26 protein-coding genes and 1 pseudogene are annotated in these 21,436 nt (G+C 67.2%); 16 read left to right on the top strand and 11 right to left on the bottom strand.

What is annotated here, in order from left to right; genetic code table 11:
• The first annotated feature begins 88 nt into the window (after nt 1-88).
• Entirely contained in the window at nt 89-919 is an 831-nt protein-coding gene (locus KZX46_RS13635; RefSeq protein ID WP_219774447.1) for an ABC transporter permease, read from the top strand.
• On the opposite strand, the gene KZX46_RS13630 is transcribed toward KZX46_RS13635, so the two are convergent.
• From KZX46_RS13630 to KZX46_RS13605, 6 genes are all read right to left on the bottom strand, one after another.
• Nucleotides 916-1,926, bottom strand: a complete 1,011-nt coding sequence (locus KZX46_RS13630; protein ID WP_219774446.1) for a DUF2125 domain-containing protein — start codon at nt 1,924-1,926, stop codon at nt 916-918. The two genes, KZX46_RS13635 and KZX46_RS13630, sit on opposite strands and share 4 nt — an antisense overlap.
• A complete protein-coding gene (locus KZX46_RS13625; protein ID WP_219774445.1) occupies nt 1,923-2,612 on the bottom strand; it encodes a 1-acyl-sn-glycerol-3-phosphate acyltransferase in 690 nt (229 codons plus the stop codon). Before KZX46_RS13625 ends, KZX46_RS13630 begins: the two co-directional genes overlap by 4 nt.
• A complete protein-coding gene (locus KZX46_RS13620; RefSeq protein ID WP_226895956.1) occupies nt 2,609-3,244 on the bottom strand; it encodes a YdcF family protein in 636 nt (211 codons plus the stop codon). Before KZX46_RS13620 ends, KZX46_RS13625 begins: the two co-directional genes overlap by 4 nt.
• The gene (gene mltG, locus KZX46_RS13615; protein WP_226895955.1) at nt 3,241-4,218 is read right to left on the bottom strand and encodes an endolytic transglycosylase MltG; all 978 of its coding nucleotides are present in this window, start codon (nt 4,216-4,218) and stop codon (nt 3,241-3,243) included. Before mltG ends, KZX46_RS13620 begins: the two co-directional genes overlap by 4 nt.
• A gap of 4 nt (nt 4,219-4,222) precedes the next feature.
• Entirely contained in the window at nt 4,223-5,482 is a 1,260-nt protein-coding gene (fabF, locus tag KZX46_RS13610; protein ID WP_216710942.1) for a beta-ketoacyl-ACP synthase II, read from the bottom strand.
• A gap of 126 nt (nt 5,483-5,608) precedes the next feature.
• Entirely contained in the window at nt 5,609-5,848 is a 240-nt protein-coding gene (locus KZX46_RS13605) for an acyl carrier protein (RefSeq protein WP_174272757.1), read from the bottom strand.
• A 249-nt stretch (nt 5,849-6,097) separates the two neighbouring features.
• Here KZX46_RS13605 and KZX46_RS13600 point away from each other — a divergent pair, with 249 nt between their 5' ends.
• Nucleotides 6,098-6,451 carry an endonuclease domain-containing protein gene (locus KZX46_RS13600; protein ID WP_216710941.1) on the top strand — a complete coding sequence of 118 codons (354 nt, stop codon included), beginning with the start codon at nt 6,098-6,100 and terminating at the stop codon, nt 6,449-6,451.
• Between the two features lie 73 nt (nt 6,452-6,524).
• Here KZX46_RS13600 and fabG read toward each other — a convergent pair whose 3' ends face one another.
• Complete coding sequence (fabG, locus tag KZX46_RS13595; protein WP_219774444.1) at nt 6,525-7,259, bottom strand: 3-oxoacyl-[acyl-carrier-protein] reductase; 735 nt, start codon at nt 7,257-7,259, stop codon at nt 6,525-6,527.
• Between the two features lie 164 nt (nt 7,260-7,423).
• A complete protein-coding gene (locus KZX46_RS13590) occupies nt 7,424-8,314 on the bottom strand; it encodes an ACP S-malonyltransferase (protein WP_219777007.1) in 891 nt (296 codons plus the stop codon).
• 244 nt (nt 8,315-8,558) lie between these two features.
• On the opposite strand from KZX46_RS13590, the gene KZX46_RS13585 reads away from it, so the two are divergent.
• From KZX46_RS13585 to rplI, 4 genes and pseudogenes are all read left to right on the top strand, one after another.
• Nucleotides 8,559-9,659, top strand: a complete 1,101-nt coding sequence (locus tag KZX46_RS13585) for a lipopolysaccharide assembly protein LapB (protein ID WP_216710939.1) — start codon at nt 8,559-8,561, stop codon at nt 9,657-9,659.
• A gap of 147 nt (nt 9,660-9,806) precedes the next feature.
• Nucleotides 9,807-10,217 (top strand): annotated as a pseudogene (gene rpsF / locus KZX46_RS13580) (30S ribosomal protein S6); the annotation flags it as partial.
• Between the two features lie 120 nt (nt 10,218-10,337).
• The gene (rpsR, locus tag KZX46_RS13575) at nt 10,338-10,562 is read left to right on the top strand and encodes a 30S ribosomal protein S18 (protein ID WP_216710937.1); all 225 of its coding nucleotides are present in this window, start codon (nt 10,338-10,340) and stop codon (nt 10,560-10,562) included.
• Nucleotides 10,563-10,575: 13 nt separating this feature from the next.
• Complete coding sequence (gene rplI / locus KZX46_RS13570) at nt 10,576-11,178, top strand: 50S ribosomal protein L9 (protein ID WP_219774442.1); 603 nt, start codon at nt 10,576-10,578, stop codon at nt 11,176-11,178.
• 69 nt (nt 11,179-11,247) lie between these two features.
• Here the strand turns inward: rplI and KZX46_RS13565 are convergent, their stop codons facing one another.
• The 3 genes from KZX46_RS13565 to KZX46_RS13555 all read right to left on the bottom strand — a co-directional run bounded on the left by KZX46_RS13565 (nt 11,248) and on the right by KZX46_RS13555 (nt 12,909).
• Entirely contained in the window at nt 11,248-11,637 is a 390-nt protein-coding gene (locus tag KZX46_RS13565) for a hypothetical protein (protein ID WP_219774441.1), read from the bottom strand.
• A 34-nt stretch (nt 11,638-11,671) separates the two neighbouring features.
• A complete protein-coding gene (locus KZX46_RS13560) occupies nt 11,672-12,619 on the bottom strand; it encodes a hypothetical protein (RefSeq protein WP_219774440.1) in 948 nt (315 codons plus the stop codon).
• A gap of 104 nt (nt 12,620-12,723) precedes the next feature.
• Nucleotides 12,724-12,909 carry a hypothetical protein gene (locus tag KZX46_RS13555; protein ID WP_219774439.1) on the bottom strand — a complete coding sequence of 62 codons (186 nt, stop codon included), beginning with the start codon at nt 12,907-12,909 and terminating at the stop codon, nt 12,724-12,726.
• 148 nt (nt 12,910-13,057) lie between these two features.
• On the opposite strand from KZX46_RS13555, the gene KZX46_RS13550 reads away from it, so the two are divergent.
• The 10 genes from KZX46_RS13550 to KZX46_RS13505 all read left to right on the top strand — a co-directional run bounded on the left by KZX46_RS13550 (nt 13,058) and on the right by KZX46_RS13505 (nt 21,357).
• A complete protein-coding gene (locus KZX46_RS13550; RefSeq protein WP_219774438.1) occupies nt 13,058-13,825 on the top strand; it encodes a hypothetical protein in 768 nt (255 codons plus the stop codon).
• Nucleotides 13,826-13,860: 35 nt separating this feature from the next.
• A complete protein-coding gene (locus tag KZX46_RS13545; RefSeq protein WP_219774437.1) occupies nt 13,861-15,204 on the top strand; it encodes a replication-associated recombination protein A in 1,344 nt (447 codons plus the stop codon).
• 11 nt (nt 15,205-15,215) lie between these two features.
• Nucleotides 15,216-15,782 carry a YbhB/YbcL family Raf kinase inhibitor-like protein gene (locus KZX46_RS13540; protein ID WP_219774436.1) on the top strand — a complete coding sequence of 189 codons (567 nt, stop codon included), beginning with the start codon at nt 15,216-15,218 and terminating at the stop codon, nt 15,780-15,782.
• 37 nt (nt 15,783-15,819) lie between these two features.
• Nucleotides 15,820-15,963: a DUF433 domain-containing protein gene (locus KZX46_RS13535; protein ID WP_219774435.1), complete on the top strand. Its 144-nt coding sequence runs from the start codon at nt 15,820-15,822 to the stop codon at nt 15,961-15,963.
• Nucleotides 15,964-16,120: 157 nt separating this feature from the next.
• A complete protein-coding gene (locus KZX46_RS13530; protein WP_219774434.1) occupies nt 16,121-16,945 on the top strand; it encodes a hypothetical protein in 825 nt (274 codons plus the stop codon).
• 49 nt (nt 16,946-16,994) lie between these two features.
• On the top strand, nt 16,995-17,363 hold the full coding sequence (gene crcB / locus KZX46_RS13525; RefSeq protein ID WP_219777006.1) for a fluoride efflux transporter CrcB: 369 nt from the start codon (nt 16,995-16,997) through the stop codon (nt 17,361-17,363).
• Complete coding sequence (locus KZX46_RS13520) at nt 17,360-18,460, top strand: RluA family pseudouridine synthase (protein ID WP_219774433.1); 1,101 nt, start codon at nt 17,360-17,362, stop codon at nt 18,458-18,460. Before crcB ends, KZX46_RS13520 begins: the two co-directional genes overlap by 4 nt.
• Nucleotide 18,461: 1 nt before the next feature.
• A complete protein-coding gene (locus KZX46_RS13515) occupies nt 18,462-19,115 on the top strand; it encodes an HAD-IA family hydrolase (protein ID WP_226895953.1) in 654 nt (217 codons plus the stop codon).
• Nucleotides 19,112-19,837, top strand: coding sequence for an ATP12 family chaperone protein (locus KZX46_RS13510; RefSeq protein ID WP_219774431.1), 726 nt, complete (start codon nt 19,112-19,114; stop codon nt 19,835-19,837). The genes KZX46_RS13515 and KZX46_RS13510 overlap by 4 nt, the downstream gene beginning before the upstream one ends.
• The gene (locus tag KZX46_RS13505; RefSeq protein WP_216710924.1) at nt 19,831-21,357 is read left to right on the top strand and encodes an acyl-CoA carboxylase subunit beta; all 1,527 of its coding nucleotides are present in this window, start codon (nt 19,831-19,833) and stop codon (nt 21,355-21,357) included. The genes KZX46_RS13510 and KZX46_RS13505 overlap by 7 nt, the downstream gene beginning before the upstream one ends.
• Nucleotides 21,358-21,436: the final 79 nt, after the last annotated feature.

The following is a 21,436-nucleotide window of genomic DNA, read 5'->3' as shown; positions in this document are numbered from 1 at the left end:
GCGATTTATTCCTTCCTTGCCCGCGCGAAACGCGGGTGAGCAGTCGGTCCACCTTGCAGCGGATAGGGCCCGCGCGCTAAAGCGAGCCATGCTCGATAAAACCACCTTGCCGGGAGTCGCCCGCGAACCCGGCGTGACCGTAATTCCGGGAGTCAACTGGCAGGGCCTGCAGACCCTCTATCTGAAGGAAGTCCGCCGGTTTTTCAAGGTCCAGCTCCAGACGGTGTGGGCTCCGGCGATCACGACGCTGCTTTTCCTCGTCATTTTCGCGCTCGCACTCGGCCGGGGGCGGACCAATGTGATGGGTGTGCCGTACGCCGACTTCCTCGGCCCCGGGCTGATCGTCATGGGGATGATCCAGAACAGCTTCGCCAACACGTCGTCGTCGCTGCTGATCGCCAAGATCCAGGGGACGATCGTCGACGTTCTGATGCCGCCTTTGTCGTCGAGCGAGCTGCTCGTCGCGTGGGTCGGCGGGGCGGTGACGCGGGCGTGGCTGGTCGGGAGTGCGATCTATGTGATCATGCTCATCGCGCCGGGCGTCGACGTGCCGATCAACAACATTTTCGTCGTGCTCTACTTCGGGACGATGGGCGCGGTGATGCTCGCGCTGCTCGGGATCCTCACCGGCATCTGGGCCGACAAGTTCGACCATGCCGCGGCGGTGACCAACTTCGTCGTCCAGCCGCTGACATTGCTGTCGGGAACATTCTACGCCATCGACCGGGTGTCGCCGGTGATGCGGACGCTGAGCCACGCCAACCCGTTCTTCTACATCATCGACGGCTTCCGCTACGGCTTCCTCGGCGTGTCCGACGGGCTTGCCGCGCAGGGTGCGGTGGTATTGCTGGTGGTCGACGTCGCGCTGTGGATTCTCGCCTTCCGCCTGCTCAAGTCGGGCTGGCGGCTCAAGAACTAACGCAGCAGCGGGCACGGCGGGAGCTGGGCGCGGAAGGCGGTCGGCGCGCTCGGCGGCGGAGCGCCGACGGTGAACGCCCCCGGTACGCCGCCAAACGCCAGCCGCACCGGGTTGCGCAGCCGCTGCTCGACGGGTGCGCGGCTCGCGGCGAAGGCGGCGGCGACGCTCGCCGGGCAGACCGTCGTGATCGTGCCGGTCAGGCGAATCGTCCCCTCCGCCGGAACCCCGCTCGCAGTCATCGCCAGCACCTCACCGCTCGCATCGGCGAGCGTCAGTGAATGCACCTCGACCGTGCCCCCCGCCGCCCAGCCCGCATAATCGCGCAGCCGCGACGTCGCGGTGACCCCGAAGTCGGCGGCAAGCGTCAGCGGTGCCCCCTGCCCGATCCGCACGCCGGTCCCGGAGAGCACGACCTGCGCCTGCTGCGGCGGGGTCGGCGACCAGGCCTCGTTCGACCGTGCACGGGTCTCGCGGAGGTGGACCTCGAAATGATCGGCGGTGACCGGCGCGGCGAACAGCGCGGTGGTAGCCTTCAGACCCTTGAACACGGTCGACAGCCGCGCGATGCCAGTCCCGTTGAGGTGGATGCTCGAAACACTCTGAGTTGCAGAGCCGTGGACATCCGCTCCCACGAGTCCAGTGACGCCCGCGACAAAGAGCGGATGACCAGCGCGAACGATGGTCAGGTCGCGCTGCCAAGGGTTGCGATTAAGCAACGCGCGCTTGGCGCTGAGCACCAGCCCGACGGGACCATCGTCCGGCCGCCGTTCGTCATGCGCGCCGCCAAGCTCGTAAAAGGGGTTCGTGACTTCGGCCTCGAGCCGATACGGAAAACCTCCGATCGCCTGAACGTGATATGGAGAACGACCAAAGCCGGTCACGCCGTCAGGCATGACCGTTGCGATGTCCGTCCGGAATTGATCTTTCCACCCCGACCAATAATGCCAATAAACCGCGCCGCCGAGCGCGAGCGGGACGATCGTCAGCCAAAGGGGAACACGTCTCATGCGCGGTTCAACGCGTTGATCGCAGTGTGGACCCGCGCCTCGATCGCAGGGCGGTCGAGCCCGGCGGGGATCGGGTCGCCGACGACGAAGGTGACGACCCCGGCGTGCTTGACGAAGCCCTTCGGCCAGCAGCGCCCCGAATCACACGCGATCGGGACCAGCGGCAGCTTGAGCGCGCGATAAAGCCCCGCAAGCCCGGCGCGGAGTTCGGGCGCGGTGCCGACCGCGGTCCGCGTGCCCTCGGGGAAGATCAGTACCGGGCGATCGGCCGCCTTCGCCGCGTTCCCGGCCTTTAGCATCGCCCGCAGTGCAGTTGCTGCCCCGGCGCGGTCGACCGGAATAACGCCGTGCGCGCGCGCCGCCGCGCCCCACGCCGGGATGCCGAGAAGCTCGGCTTTGAGTACCACTGCGGGTCGCTTGAACAACCAGAGGATCATGATCGTCTCGTAGTTCGACTGATGCTTGAGCGCGACGAGCGCCGCGTGGTTGGGCACTGTGCCGACGATCCGCCAGCGGATGCCGAGCAGCCAGCGCGTCGTCAGCGCGAACCAGCCCGCCCAGATGCGCGCCACGGTGATCACTGCGGCAGGGGCAATGAAGCCGACGAGCATGGCGGTCACGACGATCGGCACCGAGCCGATGTAGAAAACCAACGCGAAGACGGCGGACCGGAGGACCGCGATCATGCCGCCCCCAGCGCGAGCGCGGCGCGGCGCAGGAGGTATTTGTTGAACTCGCGGGCGATGCCGACCGGACTGCCGCCGGCGACGCCGTCCTCGACGATCCGCACCGACGACGGCAGGTTGAGCGCGAGTTCGAGCCGCGCCCGCCGCATATGCGCCGACGACGTCACCAGCCGCAGCGAGCGAAAGCCGTGGCGCCCGACCCACGCCGTCGTCTCGACCGCATTCGACCTTGTATCGACTGCCTGGTAGCCGAGGTCGACGAGGCCCGCGAAGCGCTTCGCCGGCGCGTCGACCGAGGCCGCGAGCGCCGCACGGCTGACGCCCTCGCCAACGCCTGAAACAAGCATCCGCTTGGCGCTGCCCGCGGCGAGCACCGCTGCCCCGCGCGCCAACCGCCCCGGGCCGCCGGTGAGGACGACGACGGCGTCGGTCGGCTCGTCGATCGGGGCAAGACCGGGGCGCGTCGCGACGAACCAGACGAAGCCGCCGAAGTAGAGCAGCAGGCCAAAGCCGGCGACGCGCGCGACTCCCCCCGCGATCCGCCTCGCCGGGGAGCGGACCGGCGCGGATCGCTTCCGCGGCGTACCGGGGCGTGGCGCGCCCGGCCGCGGCTTGCGGCGCGTCTGGCTCACATCTCGCCGCGCGCGCGGCGGATCGCGAACCACTTGGCGACGTTGCCGTTCTGCTCGGCGAGCGTCGTCGCGAAGACATGCCCGCCCTTGCCGTCGGCGACGAAGTACAGCGCCTTGGTCGGGGCCGGATCGAGCACGGCGGCGATCGACGCGCGCCCGGGGTTGGCGATCGGCCCCTTCGGCAGGCCGGGCTTGAGATAGGTGTTGTAGCCGGTGTCGCGGTTGAGCTCGGACCGCAGGATCCGCCGCCCGAGCGGCTTGCCCTGCGTGATCGGGTAGATCACCGTCGGGTCGGCATCGAGCTTCATTCCCGTCCGCAACCGGTTCGAATAAACCCCGGCGACGAGCCGCCGCTCGGCGGGCACCCCGGTCTCCTTCTCGACGATCGACGCGAGGGTGATCGCCTCGGCGGGTGTCTTGACCACAGTCGCCGGGGTCCGCGCCTTCCACAAGGTCGCCAGTTCGGTCGCCATCGCCGTCTGCATATGCGTGACCGCGGCGGCGCGGGTCGAGCCAACTTGGAAGTCGTAGGTATCGGGCAGGATCGACCCCTCGACTGGAATCTCGACCGGGCCGGTGAGCTTGGCGTTCGCCAGCAGGCGGTCGCGGACCAGCACCGATGGCATCCCCTCGGGGATCGTCACGCGCAGCGCGATGACGTCGCCGCGCTGCATCTGGCGCAGATAATCGCCCCAGCCGATCCCCTCGACGAAGCGATAGGTCCCGGCGCGGATCGGCTCGGGCTTGCCGAACATTCGCGCCAGCAGGCGGAACTGCCCCTCCGACGTGATCACGTCGGCGTCGGTCAGCCGCGAAGCCGCCCCGGTAAGGGTCGTGCCGGCAGGGATGACGACGTCGCGGGTGGTTGTCCCGTGCTTGCCCCAGCTCCACCACGGCGCGACGAACAGCGGCAGTCCGATGACGAGCAGCAGGACCACGAAGGCCTGCGCCGCACGTGTTCCCCGGCTGCTCACCGCGTCATACCGAGCGGAGAACGAGCGTCGCGTTGGTCCCGCCGAAGCCAAAGCTGTTGTTGAGGACCGCGCGGATCCGTCGCGGCTTGGCGACGTGCGGGACGAGGTCGAATCCCTCGCAGCCCGGCGATGGATTGTCGAGGTTGAGCGTCGGCGGCGCAATCTGGTCGCGCATTGCCAGCGCGCAGAAGATGCTTTCGACCGCCCCGGCCCCGCCGAGCAGATGGCCGATCGCCGACTTGGTCGACGAGATGCTGACCGTCTCGATCGCACTGCCGAACGCGCGGCGCACCGCGCCGAGCTCAATCTCGTCGGCCATCGTCGAGGTGCCGTGGGCGTTGATATAGTCGATGTCCGACGGGTTGAGCCCGGCCCGTTTGAGCGCCATCTGCATCGACCGGAACGCCCCCGACCCTTCGGGCTGCGGCGCGGTGACGTGGAACGCGTCGCCGGTCAGGCCGTAGCCGATGACCTCGGCATAGATCGTCGCGCCACGCGCCTTCGCCCGCTCGTATTCCTCGAGGCAGACGATGCCCGCGCCCTCGCCCATGACGAAGCCGTCGCGGTCGATGTCGTACGGGCGGCTGGCGCGGGTCGGCTCGTCGTTGAAGTGGGTCGCCAGCGCCTTCGCCTGGCTGAACCCGGCGATGCCGAGCGGGCAGATCGCCCCCTCCGACCCGCCCGCGAGCATGACGTCGGCGTCGTCGAGCGCGATCAGCCGCGCCGCGTCGCCGATCGCATGCGCGCCGGTCGAGCAGGCCGTGACGACGGCATGGTTCGGGCCCATCAGCCCGTATTTGATGCTGACCTGCCCCGAGATCAGGTTGATCAACCGCCCGTGGACGAAGTGCGGCGAGACCCGGCGCGGGCCCTTCTCGTGGAGGACGATCGATTCCTTCTCGATCCCGGGAAGCCCGCCGATGCCCGAGCCGATCATGCAGCCCGCGCGATAGCGCTCCTCCTCGGTCATGTCGGTCAGCCCGGCATCCTCGAGCGCCTGGCCGGCGGCGTCGATGCCGAAGATGATGAACGGATCGACCTGGCGGAGGACCTTGTGGTCGATCCGCTTGGTCTGGTCGAAGGTATCGCCGGTACCGTCGCCGTGCTTGACCTCCATCGCGATCTGGCACGCGTAGTCTGTCGCGTCGAAGCGCGTGATGCGCCCCGCGCCCGACTTCGACGCGAGGATATTCGCCCAGACGGTCTCTACGTTGGCCCCGAGCGGGGTAACCATGCCGACGCCGGTAATCACGACACGACGCATCGTGTTCCTCCCCAAACTAATATGCCCCTCGTGCTGATCGGCATTCCCGGGGCCTCTACGCAAAACGGCCCTCCGCCACTGCGGAGAGCCGTCGCGCGGGCCACTCTCGGCCTGATCAACCGGTCCTCACGCCTTGGCATGCGTCTCGATGAAGCCGATCGCATCCTTGACGGTCAGGATCTTCTCGGCGGCGTCATCGGGGATCTCAACGCCGAATTCCTCCTCGAACGCCATGACGAGTTCGACCGTGTCGAGGCTGTCGGCCCCGAGATCGTCGATGAAGCTGGCATCCTCGGTAACCTTGTCGGCCTCGACACCAAGATGCTCGACGACGATCTTCTTAACGCGGTCGGCAACATCGGTCATGGGATACCCTCTCCAATTGGCGTGGCGTTCAGCCTTGGCGATTGCGATAGCCGCGCAAGAGCGGGCTGACAAGACTTCCATCACGCGCGTCCGACTTCCCTCTCCCGCTTGCGGGAGAGGGCGAGAGACGCGCCTTCAGGCGCGGCCCGGGGTGAGGGTGTCCATCCAAACGAACACATCGGCCGAGTGAGCCGCCGCCTGACGGTGCCGCCGCTGGCCCGATCGCCGTCATGCAGCTAACGTCCCCCCATGTCCCGCGTCCGTCGCACCATCAGCCCCCACGCTGCGTCACTTCGTGCCGCGTCGACCGACGCCGAAGCCGCCCTTTGGACCGAACTCCGCGACCGCCGTTTCATTGGCTGGAAGTTCCGGCGGCAACACAGCATCGGGCCGTACATCGCCGACTTCGCCTGCATCGCCGCCCGGCTCGTGATCGAACTTGACGGCAGCCAGCATGCCAGTGCGGTGGCGTACGACGAGCAGCGAACGGCGTTGCTCACGGCTGAAGGATGGCATGTCGTTCGCTTCTGGAACGCCGAGGTGTTTACCAAGCTCGATCATGTGCTGGCGACGGTCGAGCACGAGTTGCGCGCCCGGGGCTAGAGACACCCTCACCCCGGGCCGCGCCTACGGGCGCGTCTCTCGCCCTCTCCCGCAAGCGGGAGAGGGAAGTGGGTCAGAGCATTGCCATGCCGCCGTTGACGTGGAGGGTTGCCCCCGTGACGTAGGCGGCTTCGCGGGATGCGAGATACGCGACCGCCGCCGCGACATCGGCCCCAGCCCCCAGCCGCCCGGCCGGAATTCGCGTGGTTAGCGCCGCAGTCTGTGCCTCGCTCAGCGCCTCGGTCATCGGCGACGCGATAAACCCCGGGGCGACGCAATTTACGGTGATGCCGCGGCTCGCAACCTCCTGCGCCAGCGCCTTCGACATCGCGGTCAGCGCGCCCTTCGACGCGGCATAGTTCATCTGTCCAGGGTTGCCGGTGTGGCCGACGACCGATGTGATCGTGACGATGCGGCCGAAGCGCGCTTTCATCATCGGGCGGCAGGAGGCGCGGCACAGGCGGAACGCGGCCTCGACGTTGACCCGCATCACCGTGTCCCACTCGTCGTCTTTCATCCGCATCGCGAGATTGTCGCGGGTGACGCCGGCGTTGTTGACGAGGATGTCGAGCGAGCCCAGTGCCTTGACCGCGTCGGGCACCAGCGCGTCGACCGCCGCCGCGTCGCCGAGGTCGCACGGCAGGACGACCGCGCCGGTGAGCTCGGCAGCGAGCGCCTCGAGCGGCCCGACGCGCGTTCCCGACAGCGCCAGTCGCGCCCCCTGCGCCGCCAAAGCGCGGGCGATCGCCGAGCCGATGCCGCCGCTCGCGCCGGTCACCAGCGCCGTCATGCCCGTAAGGTCGAACATTATGCTTCCCCTAAATGTACCAGATGGGCCACATTGGTGCCGTCCCAGATCGCTGGCCCAAAATCGGAAGTCCACACGAAACGGGGGTCGTTTCGATCCCCCGATCCAAGCACCGCCAACAACTTGCCCGATCGGAAGTCCACACCCCCGTTTTGCCGGACAGGTTAAAGTTTCGAAGCGACCAATTCTATACCCGCCATGTCGGCCGCGCTTTCGGCGGTGGCATCGGGGGTGATCCGCTTGACCATCGGCGTGAGAACCTTCGCGCCGAGCTCGACGAAGTTGGACACGCCCGCAGCCGTCATCATCAAGATGCTCTCGCGCCACCGCACCCGCCCAGTGACCTGCGCGACAAGGCCGCTGCGCACGCTGTCGGGAGCCGCGACGACATCGGCGGTGACGTTCGACACGAGCGGGACGAACGGCGCCGAAAGAGCGACATCGGCGAGCGCGACGCGCATTGCCTCGGCAGCGGGGGCCATCAGCGAGCAGTGGAACGGCGCCGATACCGGCAGCAGGACCGAGTGCCGCGACCCCATCGTCTTGGCGATCGTGATCGCCCGCGCCACCGCCTCGGTGTGTCCCGAGACGACGACCTGCCCGGGAGCATTGTCGTTCGCGACCTCGCAGACCTCGCCTTGGGCGGCTTGGGCTGCGGCTTCGATGCACTTGTCGAGATCGAGCCCGATCAGCACCGCCATCGCACCGACCCCGACCGGCACCGCCGCCTGCATCGCCTGCCCGCGCAACCGCAGCAGCCGCGCGGTGTCGGCGAGGGTAAGTGCACCGGCAGCGCAGAGCGCGCTATATTCGCCGAGGCTGTGCCCGGCGACGAACGCGGCCTTGTCGGCGACGCTTATCCCGCCTTCGGCTTCGAGGACGCGCAACACCGCGATCGACAGCGCCATGATCGCCGGCTGGGCGTTCTCGGTCAGCGTCAATTCGGTCAGCGAACCGTCGAACATCAGCCGCGACAGATGCTGCCCGAGCGCCGAATCGACCTCCTCGAACACCGCCCGCGCGGCCGGACTCGCGGCGGCAAGCGCCTTGCCCATGCCCGCCGACTGGCTCCCCTGCCCCGGAAAAACGAATGCACGCGTCAACGATATTTCCTTTTTTGCGCGGAAGACGGTGCGATTAGGCGGTTGCGGGGGCGGGCGCAATTCCGCGCCATTAGCCTTTGCGCCTTGCGCATGATTGGATAAGGTCGCCCTGCCCGGCACGGGTGGCGATGTTCATCGCCCGTCTACGCGACCGGGTTCAGATTCACGACATAGCGCCGAACCATGAGGGAATGACATGAAGTTGCTGAAACTTTTTTCGACCGTCGCCGCGCTCGCGCTGATGCCAGTGGTTGCCGCCCCCGCGATGGCGGCGGTGTCGAAGGCGGTCGGGACCGCGCTCAACCAGGCGGCGAAGTCGAGCGGCGCGGCTGCGATCAACGCGATCAACACCGCCAAGGCCGCCGCCAAGACCCCCGAGGAGCGTACTAAGGTCGCGCAGATGGCAGCGTACGTTTACACCAAGGCCGGGCAGTACGGTAAGGCCGCCGACGAGCTCCAGGCTGGTGGCGCTGCGACGCCGAAGCAGCTCGCTTCGCTCTATTATAATGCCGGGAATTACACGAAGGCGGTGACCTACGCCAAGCAGGCGGGCGGCGACGACATGCAGGTGCTCATGGCGCAGGCGGCGATCAAGCAGGGTCATTATGCCGAGGCCGTGACGTCGTACAACAAGCTGATCGCGTCGAACGGGCCGAAGCCGCTGTACCTCGAGAACCTCGCCGGCGCGCAGTATAAGTCGGGCGACAAGAAGGGCTATCTCGCGACGACCGAGAAGCTCGTCCGCAGCGATCCGAGCCCCGCGCGGTGGAAGACTCTCCTCGTCGAGCAGCAGAAGAACCAGATGCAGCCCGAGGCGAAGCTCGCGCTGTTCGAGCTGATGGACGCCACCGGCAACCTGACGCGTCCCGAGGATATCCAGGAATACGCCAAGCTCGCGATCGTCAACAACCAGCCCGGCGTCGCGCAGGCGGTCCTGACCAAGGCCGGCGGCACCCTCGGCTCCGACCCGATGACCGCAAAGCTCGCCCAGGCCGCGGCGCAGCGCGCGCAGGCCGCTGGCGCAAACGCCGCCAAGCTCGCCGCCGACCCGGCGACCGCGAACGTCGCGGGCGGCGCATACTTCGGTCTCGGCCAGTATCCGGCGGCGGCGGCAGCCTATGCCAAGTCGGCGGCGGCGGGTGGCCCCTATGTCGACCGCGCTAAGGTCTTCCAGGGAATCTCGCAGCTCAAGGCGGGCAACGCCGCAGCGGCGAAAGCGACCTTCGCCAGCGTCGGCGAGGGCGGCATGAAGGATATCGCCGACCTGTGGAAGCTGTACGCGTCGACAAAGGGCTGACGCGCTTGCGTTTTGCGTGACAGTCCGTCATACGGCGTCACCGACGTGCGGCCGGGGGCAACCCCGGCCGTTCGCCGTTTCAGCAGCCAGCCGGAGAGGCGTCGCACAGCGCGGCGTCGACGATCGGCCATAGGAGAACACCAACACATGCCGATGTACGAGCATGTCTTCCTCGCGCGTCAGGACCTGGCCAATGCCCAGGTCGATGCGATGAGCGAAGCCTTCACCAAGATCATCACCGATCACGACGGTCGCGTTGCGAAGAACGAATATTGGGGCCTCCGCTCCCTCGCCTACCGGATCAAGAAGAACCGCAAGGCGCATTATGTCATGTTCAACATCGACGCCCCCGCGGCGGCGATCACCGAGCTCGAGCGCCAGGTCGGACTGAGCGAGGACATCCTCCGCTTCATGACCGTCCGCGTCGACGAGATGGAAGAAGGCCCGTCGGCGATGATGCGCCGCAACGAGAGCCGCGAGCGCGACCGCGAGAGCCGTGACGGCGACCGTCCGCGCGGCGACCGGCCCGATCGCGGCGATCGCGGCGACCGTCCGCGCAGCGGCGGTTTCGGCGGTGAGCGCAGCGGCGGCGGCGGCTTCGGCGGTGGCGGTGGCGGCGGCGGCGGCGATCGTGGCGGCGGCTTCCGCCCGCGCGCGGCTTAAAGGGAGTATCACACTATGGGTCGTCCCTTTTTCCGCCGTCGCAAGTCGTGCCCCTTCTCGGGTCCGAATGCTCCCGTCATCGATTACAAGGACGTGCGCCTGTTGCAGGGCTTCGTCTCCGAGCGTGGCAAGATCGTGCCGAGCCGGATCACCGCCGTCAGCGGCAAGAAGCAGCGCGAGCTGGCCCAGGCGATCAAGCGCGCCCGCCACATCGGCCTGCTGCCGTTCCTCGTGAAGTAGGGATCAGATACTCATGGATGTGATCCTTCTCGAGCGCGTCGAAAAGCTCGGCAACATCGGCGACGTCGTCAATGTGAAGCCCGGTTTCGCCCGCAACTTCCTTCTCCCCAACAACAAGGCGCTCCGTGCGTCAGAAGCGAACAAGAAGCGCTTCGAGGCGAACCGCGCGCACATTGAGGCCGAGAACGCCGGCCGTCGCGACATCGCGATGGAGGAATCGAAGTCGATCGACGGCAAGTCGATCATCCTCATCCGCCAGGCGTCGAACACCGGCCAGCTTTACGGTTCGGTCGCCACCCGCGACCTCGCCGAAGCACTGACCGCCGATGGCGCGCACGTCACGCGCAACCAGGTCATCCTCGACAAGCCGATCAAGGCGCTCGGCGTCTATTCGGTCAAGATCTCGCTTCACCCCGAGGTTTCGGTCACGGTCACGGTCAACATCGCCCGCTCGCCCGAAGAGGCCGAACTCCAGGCGAAGGGCGTCAACGTCTCGGCCGACATGTTCGAGCGCGACAACGCCGGCTTCACCGAAGCCTTCGACCCGAACGCCGAACCGGGCACCCTGCCGACCGACATGGCGGATGCCCCGGCTGAGGCTCCCACCGAAGACTGATCGGGCAACCGACGACATGAAAAGGCCGCGTTGCCCAACAGCAGCGCGGCCTTTTTTGTAGGTTGCAGATCAGGTCGCTACAGGTCGGTTATACCGTATCAGCCACAGGCCCGCGCTCACTGATGACAAGACTGCGAAGCCGAGCGTGAACCCATCGATCGGCTTGCCCGATGCCAACAGCGCAAACCCCGCCAGCGTCGCCACGATGACGGCGGCCATGACGACCGACAACACTCCCCTGATCAACATTTTGATCGATTGCGACACGCTGGCTACGAATATCAGACGCGCACTAAACCCTAATATTGCGGCAATCACCAAAGCGTAGATCGCCGAGCCGTCTAGACTATCTGTTGCGTCACGTCCCATCGAAGCCAGACGATACGAGTCGAAGAAGATGGTGACGAAGACAAGGCCGACGAGGCCAAAACCAAGACTTGTCGCGTAGGCCTTGTTCACCGGCGATGTCCTCCATTGCCATGGACTGAAACAATCACTTGTGTACCGCGACGCAGGTCACCTGCAAGCGATGGACAAGTTGATGCATCAGAGACTCGTTGTTCAGAATCTCCTCCCGGAAGAACAGTCCAACGCCGGCCATCGCCGCAGGTCGAGGACGCAGCTCAAGGCGGAGCATAGCGGTCAACTGCTCACTGCGGATCTGAGCCTTGAGATTTGCTCGCTCGACAATCTGCATATAACGTTCGGCGCGCTGGGCGTTGGCCGTGCGCCGTGCCAAATTACCAGCAGCGGTACTCGTCGCACGATCGGTCGCAGCCAGCTCGTTGATCTCGCGCATTTCCTTGATGACCTTATACCCGCCGTAGAACAGGTCGGGCAAGGTAACGAGCGTCGCGACGAAACGCAGAGTCTCCGTCTTTTTCTTGTATCTCTCTGCCCCTTCGTTGTCGCCGCCCATCTCCATGGCGAACGCCTTACCGTCGGTGTACAAAAGAACACTGCCTCCAATGGCCCCCGCAACGGCGATCTCGGAAACGCCGCTCGGTATAAGCAAAATAAAGACCGCAATGCCAATGATGTCGATGGCGACACCCGCCGCATCGTCCGCATGATGACGAAGTAAGGTGTTCACACCCTGCGAAATCGCGTTGCCGAGCGCAAGGTTTGCCTGGGTTTCGGCCATGCTTGCCTGATATTGGGCCTCGAAATACTCGTGGAGCCAAGAGCGTAAGGTGGCGCGCCAGCCGGACGGCGGCTTGGGCGGCGGCGGCGGGGACGGAACCCATTCGAACATGGCAACGACGCCGATCCCGTCGCCATCGCGCCGTGGCGCGCGCAAGGGATGAAGCGAACCGCGCGCCGCCCAAGCGATACCAACGCCGTTACCACAAGCCCGGTCGACTAATAAGCCAAGCGATGCTGCCGCATCTTGCGGCCCATTATACGGCCCCCAATCTTCGCTCAGCATCGCCGTCATCATTCATGCCCCAGAACGCCTCGATGCCTCAACTCAGGACGGCACCGAATAGTTTCGGCGCAGCTGAGGAACGAACGACAGCGGCGACGAGTGGCGGCCTCTGGAGCCTACTCCTCGACTTCGTCCATCTCTTCCGCATCCTCGTCGAGATGCGCGTCGATCGCCTCGACGAGCAAATCGAGCTGGTCGTACGTCGCGGTGATCTCGATCGTCTCGCCAGCCTCGTCCTCGATGTGGAGGAGGTAATCGTCGCCCGATTCGGTGATCGTGAAATGCGCCAGAGTGCGTGCCATGCGATGGTCCTTCCGTTGATCCGCAGCACCAAACGAGCCGATCATGTCCCGGGATGCGTGACAAATTGACTGGTGGCGGGCACAGTCCGTCGCGCGCCTGTCATCCCAAGCGGTTACAGCGACGCCAAGGCTGGATGGGGAACAGCAGATGCCACGCGAACATTCCGCCGCCTCGCCGTCGGGGATCAACATCAGCGGCACGATCGGCAACGCGCTGCTGATGCACGCCCGCGAACGTGCGGTGCACTTCTTCATGTTCGTCTTCGCGCTCGATGCGCTGTGCCGCCGCGTCGCGGTGCTCAACCCGGGGGTCACGATCGCCGCGGCCGACGCCTTCAGGGTCGCGGCAACACACCAGGTCGACAGCGGCTTCCGTTCGAAGGACCCGGTCCACTGGGGCTTCGACGAGGATGATCCCCAGGTCGTGCTCAACAGTTCGACGTCGTGCCGCAACACCGACGCCGCGCATTTCTGCAATCTCGGCCTCGAAGCGGTCGCATGGGCGCGGCTCGCGGCGGGGCACGGCGGCGACATCCACGCCTTCGACCTGATCGAGATGGTCAAACGGCTTGCGGGCAATACCAAGCAGATGCCGCAGCGGATCAACATCGGCCCTGATCGGGTGATCGACGTCCTCCACGGCGAGCTTGCGGGAGTGTTCCTCGGCGCCGGAAAGCCGGTGGTGTCGCGCGCCAACCTCAACGCCTATCTGGCCGCGGCGACCGCCGCGATGTCGGACTACAAGGCCGAGCAGCTTCGCCTCAAGCGCCTCGGGTTGGCCGCGTGTTGCGACGTCTATCTCGACGTCTACGCAAATGGCGGCGACGATATCTGGATGACGCTGACCGGCTATGTCTGGGCCGAATGCGGTGCCCGCCGCGACGCGCTTGCCGTCGCCGATTATCTCGACTGGTAGTCGCCGCCGAGGCCTGCCGCCGCTATATCCCGTCGATGGACCTGTTCGCCGCCGACCCTCCCGCCGCTGCACCGGTTGCCGCCGGAGCCAGCCCGCTCGCCGAGCGGCTGCGCCCGCGGACACTCGCCGACGTCGTCGGACAGGAGCATTTGACCGGCCCCGCCGGGGCGATCGGGCGGATGGTCACGGCGGGGAAGCTTGCCTCGCTCGTCCTGTGGGGTCCCCCCGGGACCGGCAAGACGACGATCGCGCGGCTGCTCGCCGACGCGGTCGGCATGCGCTTCGTCGGGATTTCAGCGGTCTTCGCCGGGGTCGCCGACCTCAAGAAATTGTTCGCCGAGGCCAAGACCGCCGCGCGCGCCGGGCAGCAGACCTTGTTGTTCGTCGACGAGATCCACCGTTTCAATCGCTCGCAGCAGGACGGCTTCCTGCCCTATGTCGAGGACGGCACCGTCGTCCTCGTCGGCGCGACGACCGAGAACCCGAGTTTCGAATTGAACGCGGCATTGCTCAGCCGCGCACAGGTGCTGATCGTCCGCCGCCTCGACACCGCCGCGCTCGACACGCTGCTCGCGCGCGCCGAGGCGATCGAGGACAAGGCACTGCCGCTGACCGCCGAGGCGCGTGAGGCGCTGGTCGCGTCGGCCGACGGCGACGGGCGCTTCTTGCTCAACCAGGCCGAGACGTTGTTTTCGATCCACGTCGACGCCCCGCTCGCGCCCGAGGGGTTGCGCGACCTGCTCCACCGCCGCGTCGCGGTCTACGACAAGGATCGCGACGGGCATTATAATTTGATCTCGGCGCTGCATAAGGCGCTGCGCGGGTCCGACCCCGACGCCGCGCTTTATTATCTGTCGCGGATGCTGACCGCGGGCGAGGAGCCGTTGTACCTCCTCCGCCGCATGGTCCGCTTCGCCAGCGAGGACATCGGGCTCGCAGATTCGAACGCGCTGGTCGTGACGCTAGCGGCAAAGGACAGCTACGACTTCCTAGGGAGCCCCGAGGGGGAACTGGCGATCGCGCACGCCTGCCTCTACCTCGCGACCGCGCCGAAATCGAACGCGGCGTATGTCGCGCACAAGGCGGCGATCCGCAGCGCGAAGGAGACCGGGTCTCTCGTGCCGCCGGCGAATATCCTCAACGCGCCGACCAAGCTGATGAAAAACCTCGGTTACGGCAAGGATTATGCCTACGACCACGACGCCGAGGGCGGGTTTTCGGGGTCGAACTATTGGCCCGACGAGATGCGCCCGCAGCGCTTCTACCGCCCGACCGACCGCGGCCACGAAAAGCGCATCGCCGAGCGCCTCGATCACTGGGCGACGCTTCGCCGCGCGCAACCGGCGGCAGCTCCGGGGGTTGACGAGCCAAACGACTGAAAGGCTTGCCCGTGCTCGAGAATGTCCCCGCCGCGATCGGCCATCTGCTTGAGGGCGTCCGCCCCGGGCTCGACAAGACCGTCTATTACGATGCGCGGCTGACGCGGGTCGAACACGCGATCGCGGTCACCAGCCCGGCGTTCGCAGATCATGGCCCCCTCCCCGCGCGCTTCACCGCCGACGGCGAGGGCGTGTCGCCACCGCTGGCGTGGAGCGACGTTCCGGCGGGCGCGGCGGCGGTTCTGATCATCGTCGAAGACGCCGACTCGCCGACCCCCGCTCCGCTCGTCCACATGATCGTGCATCACCTGCCCGGCAGCGACGGCACGCTCGCCGAGGGCGCGGTGTCGAGCGAGCCGCCGTCCGTCGCGACGGGGCGCAATTCGTACCTCAAGACCGGCTGGCTGCCGTGCGACCCGCCGACCGGCCACGGCGAGCACCGCTACGTCTTCCAGGTCTTCGCGCTAGACACCGTTCCCGACCTCGGCGAGCACCCGGGGCGCAGCGCGATCGAGGATGCGCTCGTCGATCACACCATCGCCAAGGGCGTGTTGATCGGGACGTACGAGCGCGCGTGAGTGGCGGGTGCGGGGTGGTTGCGCTATATCAAGGCGCATGAACCCGCGCATCACCTCCAATCCGAACGTGCGCGATGGCAAGCCGTGCATAGCGGGAACGCGCTTTCGGGTCATCGATGCACTTGAATATATGGCCGGAGGCGACTCGATCGACACGCTCGTCGCGGAGTTCTCGTTCTGACGCGCGAGGACTTCGAAGCCGCCGTCGCTTACGCCGCCGAGCATAATATGAAGGCAGAGTACCCATTCCGCGTCGCGGCTATCACAGCGCGGGTAACGAACAACCTGAGCCATATCGAAGCCGAGATTGCTAGCGGCGCACGGCTCGTCGTCGTCGATTGACCTTCGACCGCTTCGTCGCAATCGACTGGACCGGCGCGGTCGGCGAGCGGCACCGGGCAATCGCGGTTGCCATCGCCGACACCGGTACCGCCGCGCCGAAACTGCTCACCCGCGACCGGGCATGGTCGCGCGCCGAGGTGTTCGACCTCATCGCCGGGTTCAGCGCGCGCGACGAGCGCACTCTCATCGGCATCGACGCCTCGTTCGCCCTTCCCTTCACCGACTCCGCCGCCTTCTTCCCCGGCGACCCCTCCCCGCCCGACGCGCGGTCGCTGTGGGCGGAGGTCGCCGCGATCGCCGCTGACGATCCGTTTCACGCCGCGCACGCCTATGTCGCGCACCGCCGCCGCCATTTCTGGACCGGTGTTGCCGACGGCCCGCGCGCCGACCGCGCCCGGCTGCGCGTCGTCGAGCGGCGCAAGGGATCGCCAGCGTCGTGCTTCGTCCTGCTCGGCGCGTCGCAATGCGGCAAGGCGAGCCTGTCGGCGATGCGGCTGCTCGCTAAAACGCCGGTGCCGGTGTGGCCGTTCGACCCGCTCCCCGCGACCGGACCGGTCCTCGCCGAAATCTATTGTGCAGTGTTCGCCGCCGCCGCGGGGGTGCGCGGCAAGATCCGCGACCGGGCGACACTCGACGCCGCGCTCGCCCGGCTCGGCAGCGCACCGACGCAAGACCTTCCCTACACCTTCGCCGACCATATCGGCGACGCTCTCATCTCCGCTGCGGGCATGCGTGCCGCCGCCGTCGACCCCGCAGTCTGGCACCCTGCCGGGCTCGACCAAGTCTGCCACACCGAGGGCTGGACATTCGGCGTGGCGTGAAAGCGCGTGACGCTCTAAAGACGGCGGCAGTATGAACGCGCTCCTTGCCCTGCCCCCGCTCGTCCTCGTCATGTCGGGAGGCGCGATCGGTGCCGCCCTGCGCTACCTCGTCGGCCTCTGGGCGTACCAGAACCTCGGCGCGGGGCTGCCGTTCGGCACCTGGGCGGTCAACATCATCGGCGGGCTGGCGATGGGGCTGCTCGCCGGAAGCTTGAGCCGGACGAACAGCGGCGAGCCGCTGCGGCTACTCCTCGGCGTCGGCGTCCTCGGCGGCTTCACCACCTTCTCGGCGTTCAGCCTCGAAACGTTCAACATGATCGTCCGCGGCGACGGGCTGCTCGCGGCGGCGTACGCCGTATCGTCGGTCGCGGGGAGCGTAGTCGCGCTCTATGCCGGCGTCATGCTGGCACGGGCATGAGCGCCGATCGTAACTTCATCGTCGAACCCGACGACGCCGATATCCGCCTCGACCGCTGGTTCAAGCGGCACATGGCCGATGTCAGCTTCAACGTCGTCTCGCGCTGGGCGCGGACCGGCGTGCTCAAGCTCGACGGCAAGAAGGCCGACCCGGGCGACCGCATCGCCGCTGGGCAGACGATCACGATGCCGCCGCCCGAAGCGGTGCCGGTGTCGACCGCTCCCGGCGAGACCCCGCGCCGTCCGCTGAGTCAGGCCGAGATCGAATACGCGCAGAGCCTCGTCATCCACCGCGACAAGGCGGCGATCGTCATCAACAAGCCCCCGGGGCTGGCGACGCAGGGCGGGACGGGCACGACGACCCACGTCGACGGGCTGCTCGATGCACTGAGCTTCGGCTTTCCCAATCGTCCGAAGCTGGTCCACCGGCTCGACAAGGACACCAGCGGCGTGCTCCTGCTCGCGCGGACGGCGCGCGCAGCGGCATTCTTCTCGAAGGCGTTTTCGGGGCGGACCGCGCGCAAGGTCTATTGGGCGCTCAACATCGGCCTGCCCGAGCCCGATGCGGGCGAGATCGACGCGGCATTGTCGAAGCAGCCCGGCAGCGGCGGCGAGAAGATGCACGTCGACCCCGACGCCGGGCAGAACGCCAAGACGCGCTACCGCGTCCTCGACCACGCCGCGAACCAGGCCGCATGGATCGAATTCCAGCCGCTGACCGGCCGTACCCATCAGATCCGCGTCCACGCCACCGCGATTGGCCACCCGATCGTCGGCGACGCCAAATACGGCGGCAAGGACGCGTTCCTGACCGGCGGCATCAGCCGCAAGATGCACCTCCACGCGCGGCGACTAATCGTCGAGCATCCCGACGGCGGCACCCTCGACATCGCCGCCGACCTGCCGCCGCACATGGTCGACAGCTTTGCGATGCTCGGCTTCGACATGGAGCTCGGCGACGTCCCGCTCGACGAGGTCCGCTATGTCGACACGCCCGAAGGCAAGGCCAAGGCCGACGCCGCCGCCGCCAAGTCACGCCGCAAGGCGCGTAAGGGCGAGCGGCAACGCGGCGGCGAACGGCGCTCGCGCGGCACTTAGCGTGACCCGCCTCGCCGTATTCGACTGCGACGGGACGCTCGTCGACAGTCAGGTCAACATCATCCGGGCGATGACCGAGAGCTTCGCGCGTGTCGGGGTGGCCGCACCCGATCCGCACCGCATCCGCCAGGTCGTCGGGCTCAGCCTGTTCGAGACGATGGCGACGCTGCTCCCCGACGCCGAAGTCGACCTGCAGACCCGCCTCGCCGACGAGTATCGCAACGCCTACCACCGGCTCCGTGCCGAAGGCTCGCTCGTCGTCGAGCCGCTGTATCCCGGCATCCGCGACGGGCTCGTCGAACTCGCCGACCGCGGCTGGCTGCTCGGCGTCGCCACCGGTAAATCGGATCGCGGGCTCGCGCTGATCCTCGCGCACCACGATATCGCGCACCATTTCGTCACCCTCCAGACCGCCGACCGCCACCCGTCGAAGCCGCATCCGGCGATGCTCGAGCTGGCGATGGCGCAGGCCGGAGCCGAGCCTGCCGACACGGTGATGATCGGCGACACCAGCTTCGACATGCTCATGGGGATCGCCGCCGGGGCGCGCGCGATCGGCGTCGACTGGGGCTATCATGCCCCCGATGAACTCACCGCCGCCGGGGCCGAGACCGTCGTCGGCGACATGCCCGCGCTGCTCGCGCTGCTGGCATGAAGCGCTTCTACAAGACCGCGGGCGTGGCGCAGGCCGACGGCGGCTGGACCGTCGCGCTCGATGGCCGTGCGATCCGTACCCCGGCGAAGGCCGCATTCGTCGTGCCGACCCCTGCGCTTGCCGTCGCCGCCGCCGCTGAATGGGCCGCGCAGGGCGAGGTGCTCGACCCGCGCCAGATGCCGCTGACCGGCTTCGCTTATGCCGCGATCGACCGCGTTGCCCCCGACCGCGCCGCCTTCGCCGCCGACCTCGCGCGCTTCGCCGAGACCGAATTGCTCTGCTACCGCGCCGACGAACCGCCGCCGCTCGTCGCGCGGCAGGCGGCGGTTTGGGACCCGCTGCTCGCGTGGGCGGCGGCGCGTTACGACGTCGGCTTCACCGTGACGTCGGGAATCATCCACACCCTCCAGCCGCCCGCGACGATGGCGCGGATCGGTGCCGCGTTCGACGCGCTCGACGCGTTTCGACTCGCGGCGCTGCATCCGATCGTGACGATCTGCGGGTCGGCGCTAATCGGGCTTGCGGTCAGCGAGCACCACCTCACCGCCGCCGAAGCCTTCGCCGCCGGGCAGCTCGACGAGCTGTGGCAGGCCGAAAAATGGGGCATTGACCCGCTCGCCGCCGCGAGCCTTGCGGCGCGGCGTGCGGCGGTCGACACTGCGGTCGATTTTCTTGACCTGATCGAACAGCCGGTGACCATGCAAGAGGGAGCAACATGCTGAAAGCCCTGGTCGAACTCGAACGGCGGCGCGATGCGGCGCGCGCGGGCGGCGGTCCGGCGCGGGTCGCGGCGCAGCACGCCAAGGGCCGCCTGACCGCGCGCGAACGGCTCGACATCCTGCTCGACCCCGGCAGCTTCGAGGAGCTCGACATGTACGTCGAGCACAATTCGACCGATTTCGGCATGGAGAAGCAGAAGATCCCCGGCGACGGCGTCGTCACCGGCAGCGGCACGATCAGCGGGCGGCTGGTGTTCGTCTTCAGCCAAGACTTCACCGTCTTCGGCGGCTCGCTATCCGAACGGCACGCCCAAAAGATCTGCAAGATCATGGACATGGCGATGAAGGTCGGAGCGCCGGTCATCGGCCTCAACGACAGCGGCGGCGCGCGCATCCAGGAGGGCGTCGCCAGCCTCGGCGGCTATGCCGAGGTGTTCCAGCGCAACGTCCTCGCCAGCGGCGTCATCCCGCAGATCAGCCTGATCATGGGGCCATGCGCGGGCGGCGCGGTTTATTCGCCCGCGATGACCGACTTCATCTTCATGGTGAAGGACTCGAGCTACATGTTCGTTACCGGGCCCGACGTGGTCAAGACGGTGACCAACGAAGTCGTGACGCAGGAGGAACTCGGCGGCGCGGTGACGCACACGACGCGCTCGGGGGTCGCCGATCTCGCGCTCGAGGACGACGTCGAGGCGCTGCTGCGCACCCGGACGTTCTTCGACTATCTGCCGCTCGACAATCGCAGCGGCGTGCCGTTCCGCCCGTCGGCCGACGATCCCGACCGGATCGAGCCGAGTCTCGACACGCTCGTCCCGGCGTCCGCCGCGCAGCCGTACGACATGCACGAGCTGATCCGGAAGGTCGCCGACGAAGGCGAGTTCTTCGAGCTCCAGCCCGCGCACGCCGCCAACATCATCATCGGCCTCGCCCGGATCGAGGGGTCGACCGTCGGCATCGTCGCCAACCAGCCGACCGTCCTCGCGGGCTGCCTCGACATCGCGGCGTCGAAGAAGGCGGGACGCTTCGTCCGCTTCTGCGACGCGTTCAACATCCCGCTGGTCACCTTCGTCGACGTCCCCGGCTTCCTCCCCGGCGTCGCGCAGGAGCATAACGGCATCATCAAGAACGGCGCCAAATTGCTGTTCGCTTATGCCGAAGCGACCGTTCCCAAGATCACCGTCATCACCCGCAAGGCGTATGGCGGCGCGTATGACGTGATGGCGTCGAAGCACCTGCGCGGCGACCTCAACTACGCGTGGCCGACCGCCGAGATCGCCGTCATGGGGGCCAAGGGCGCGGTCGAGATCATCTTCCGCGGCAAGTCGAAGGACGAGATCGCCGAGCGCACCGCCGAATATGAAGCGCGCTTCGCCAACCCCTTCGTCGCGGCGAGCATGGGCTTCATCGACGAGGTCATCATGCCGCATTCGACGCGGCGCCGGATCGCGCTGGGGTTGCGCAAGCTGAAGACGAAGAAGCTCGAAAACCCGTGGAAGAAGCACGATAATATTCCACTGTAGAGCGCAGTGGCAGGCAACAGATCGCGCTCATCCCAGCGAAGCATCGAGGCAACGACCGGTGTTGATCGAGCTTTTGCGG

Origin of the sequence: Polymorphobacter sp. PAMC 29334 (assembly GCF_019431245.1) — a bacterium.
Taxonomy (GTDB): Bacteria; Pseudomonadota; Alphaproteobacteria; order Sphingomonadales; family Sphingomonadaceae; genus Polymorphobacter_B; species Polymorphobacter_B megasporae.
This window is presented reverse-complemented; position numbering and strand designations above follow the sequence as displayed.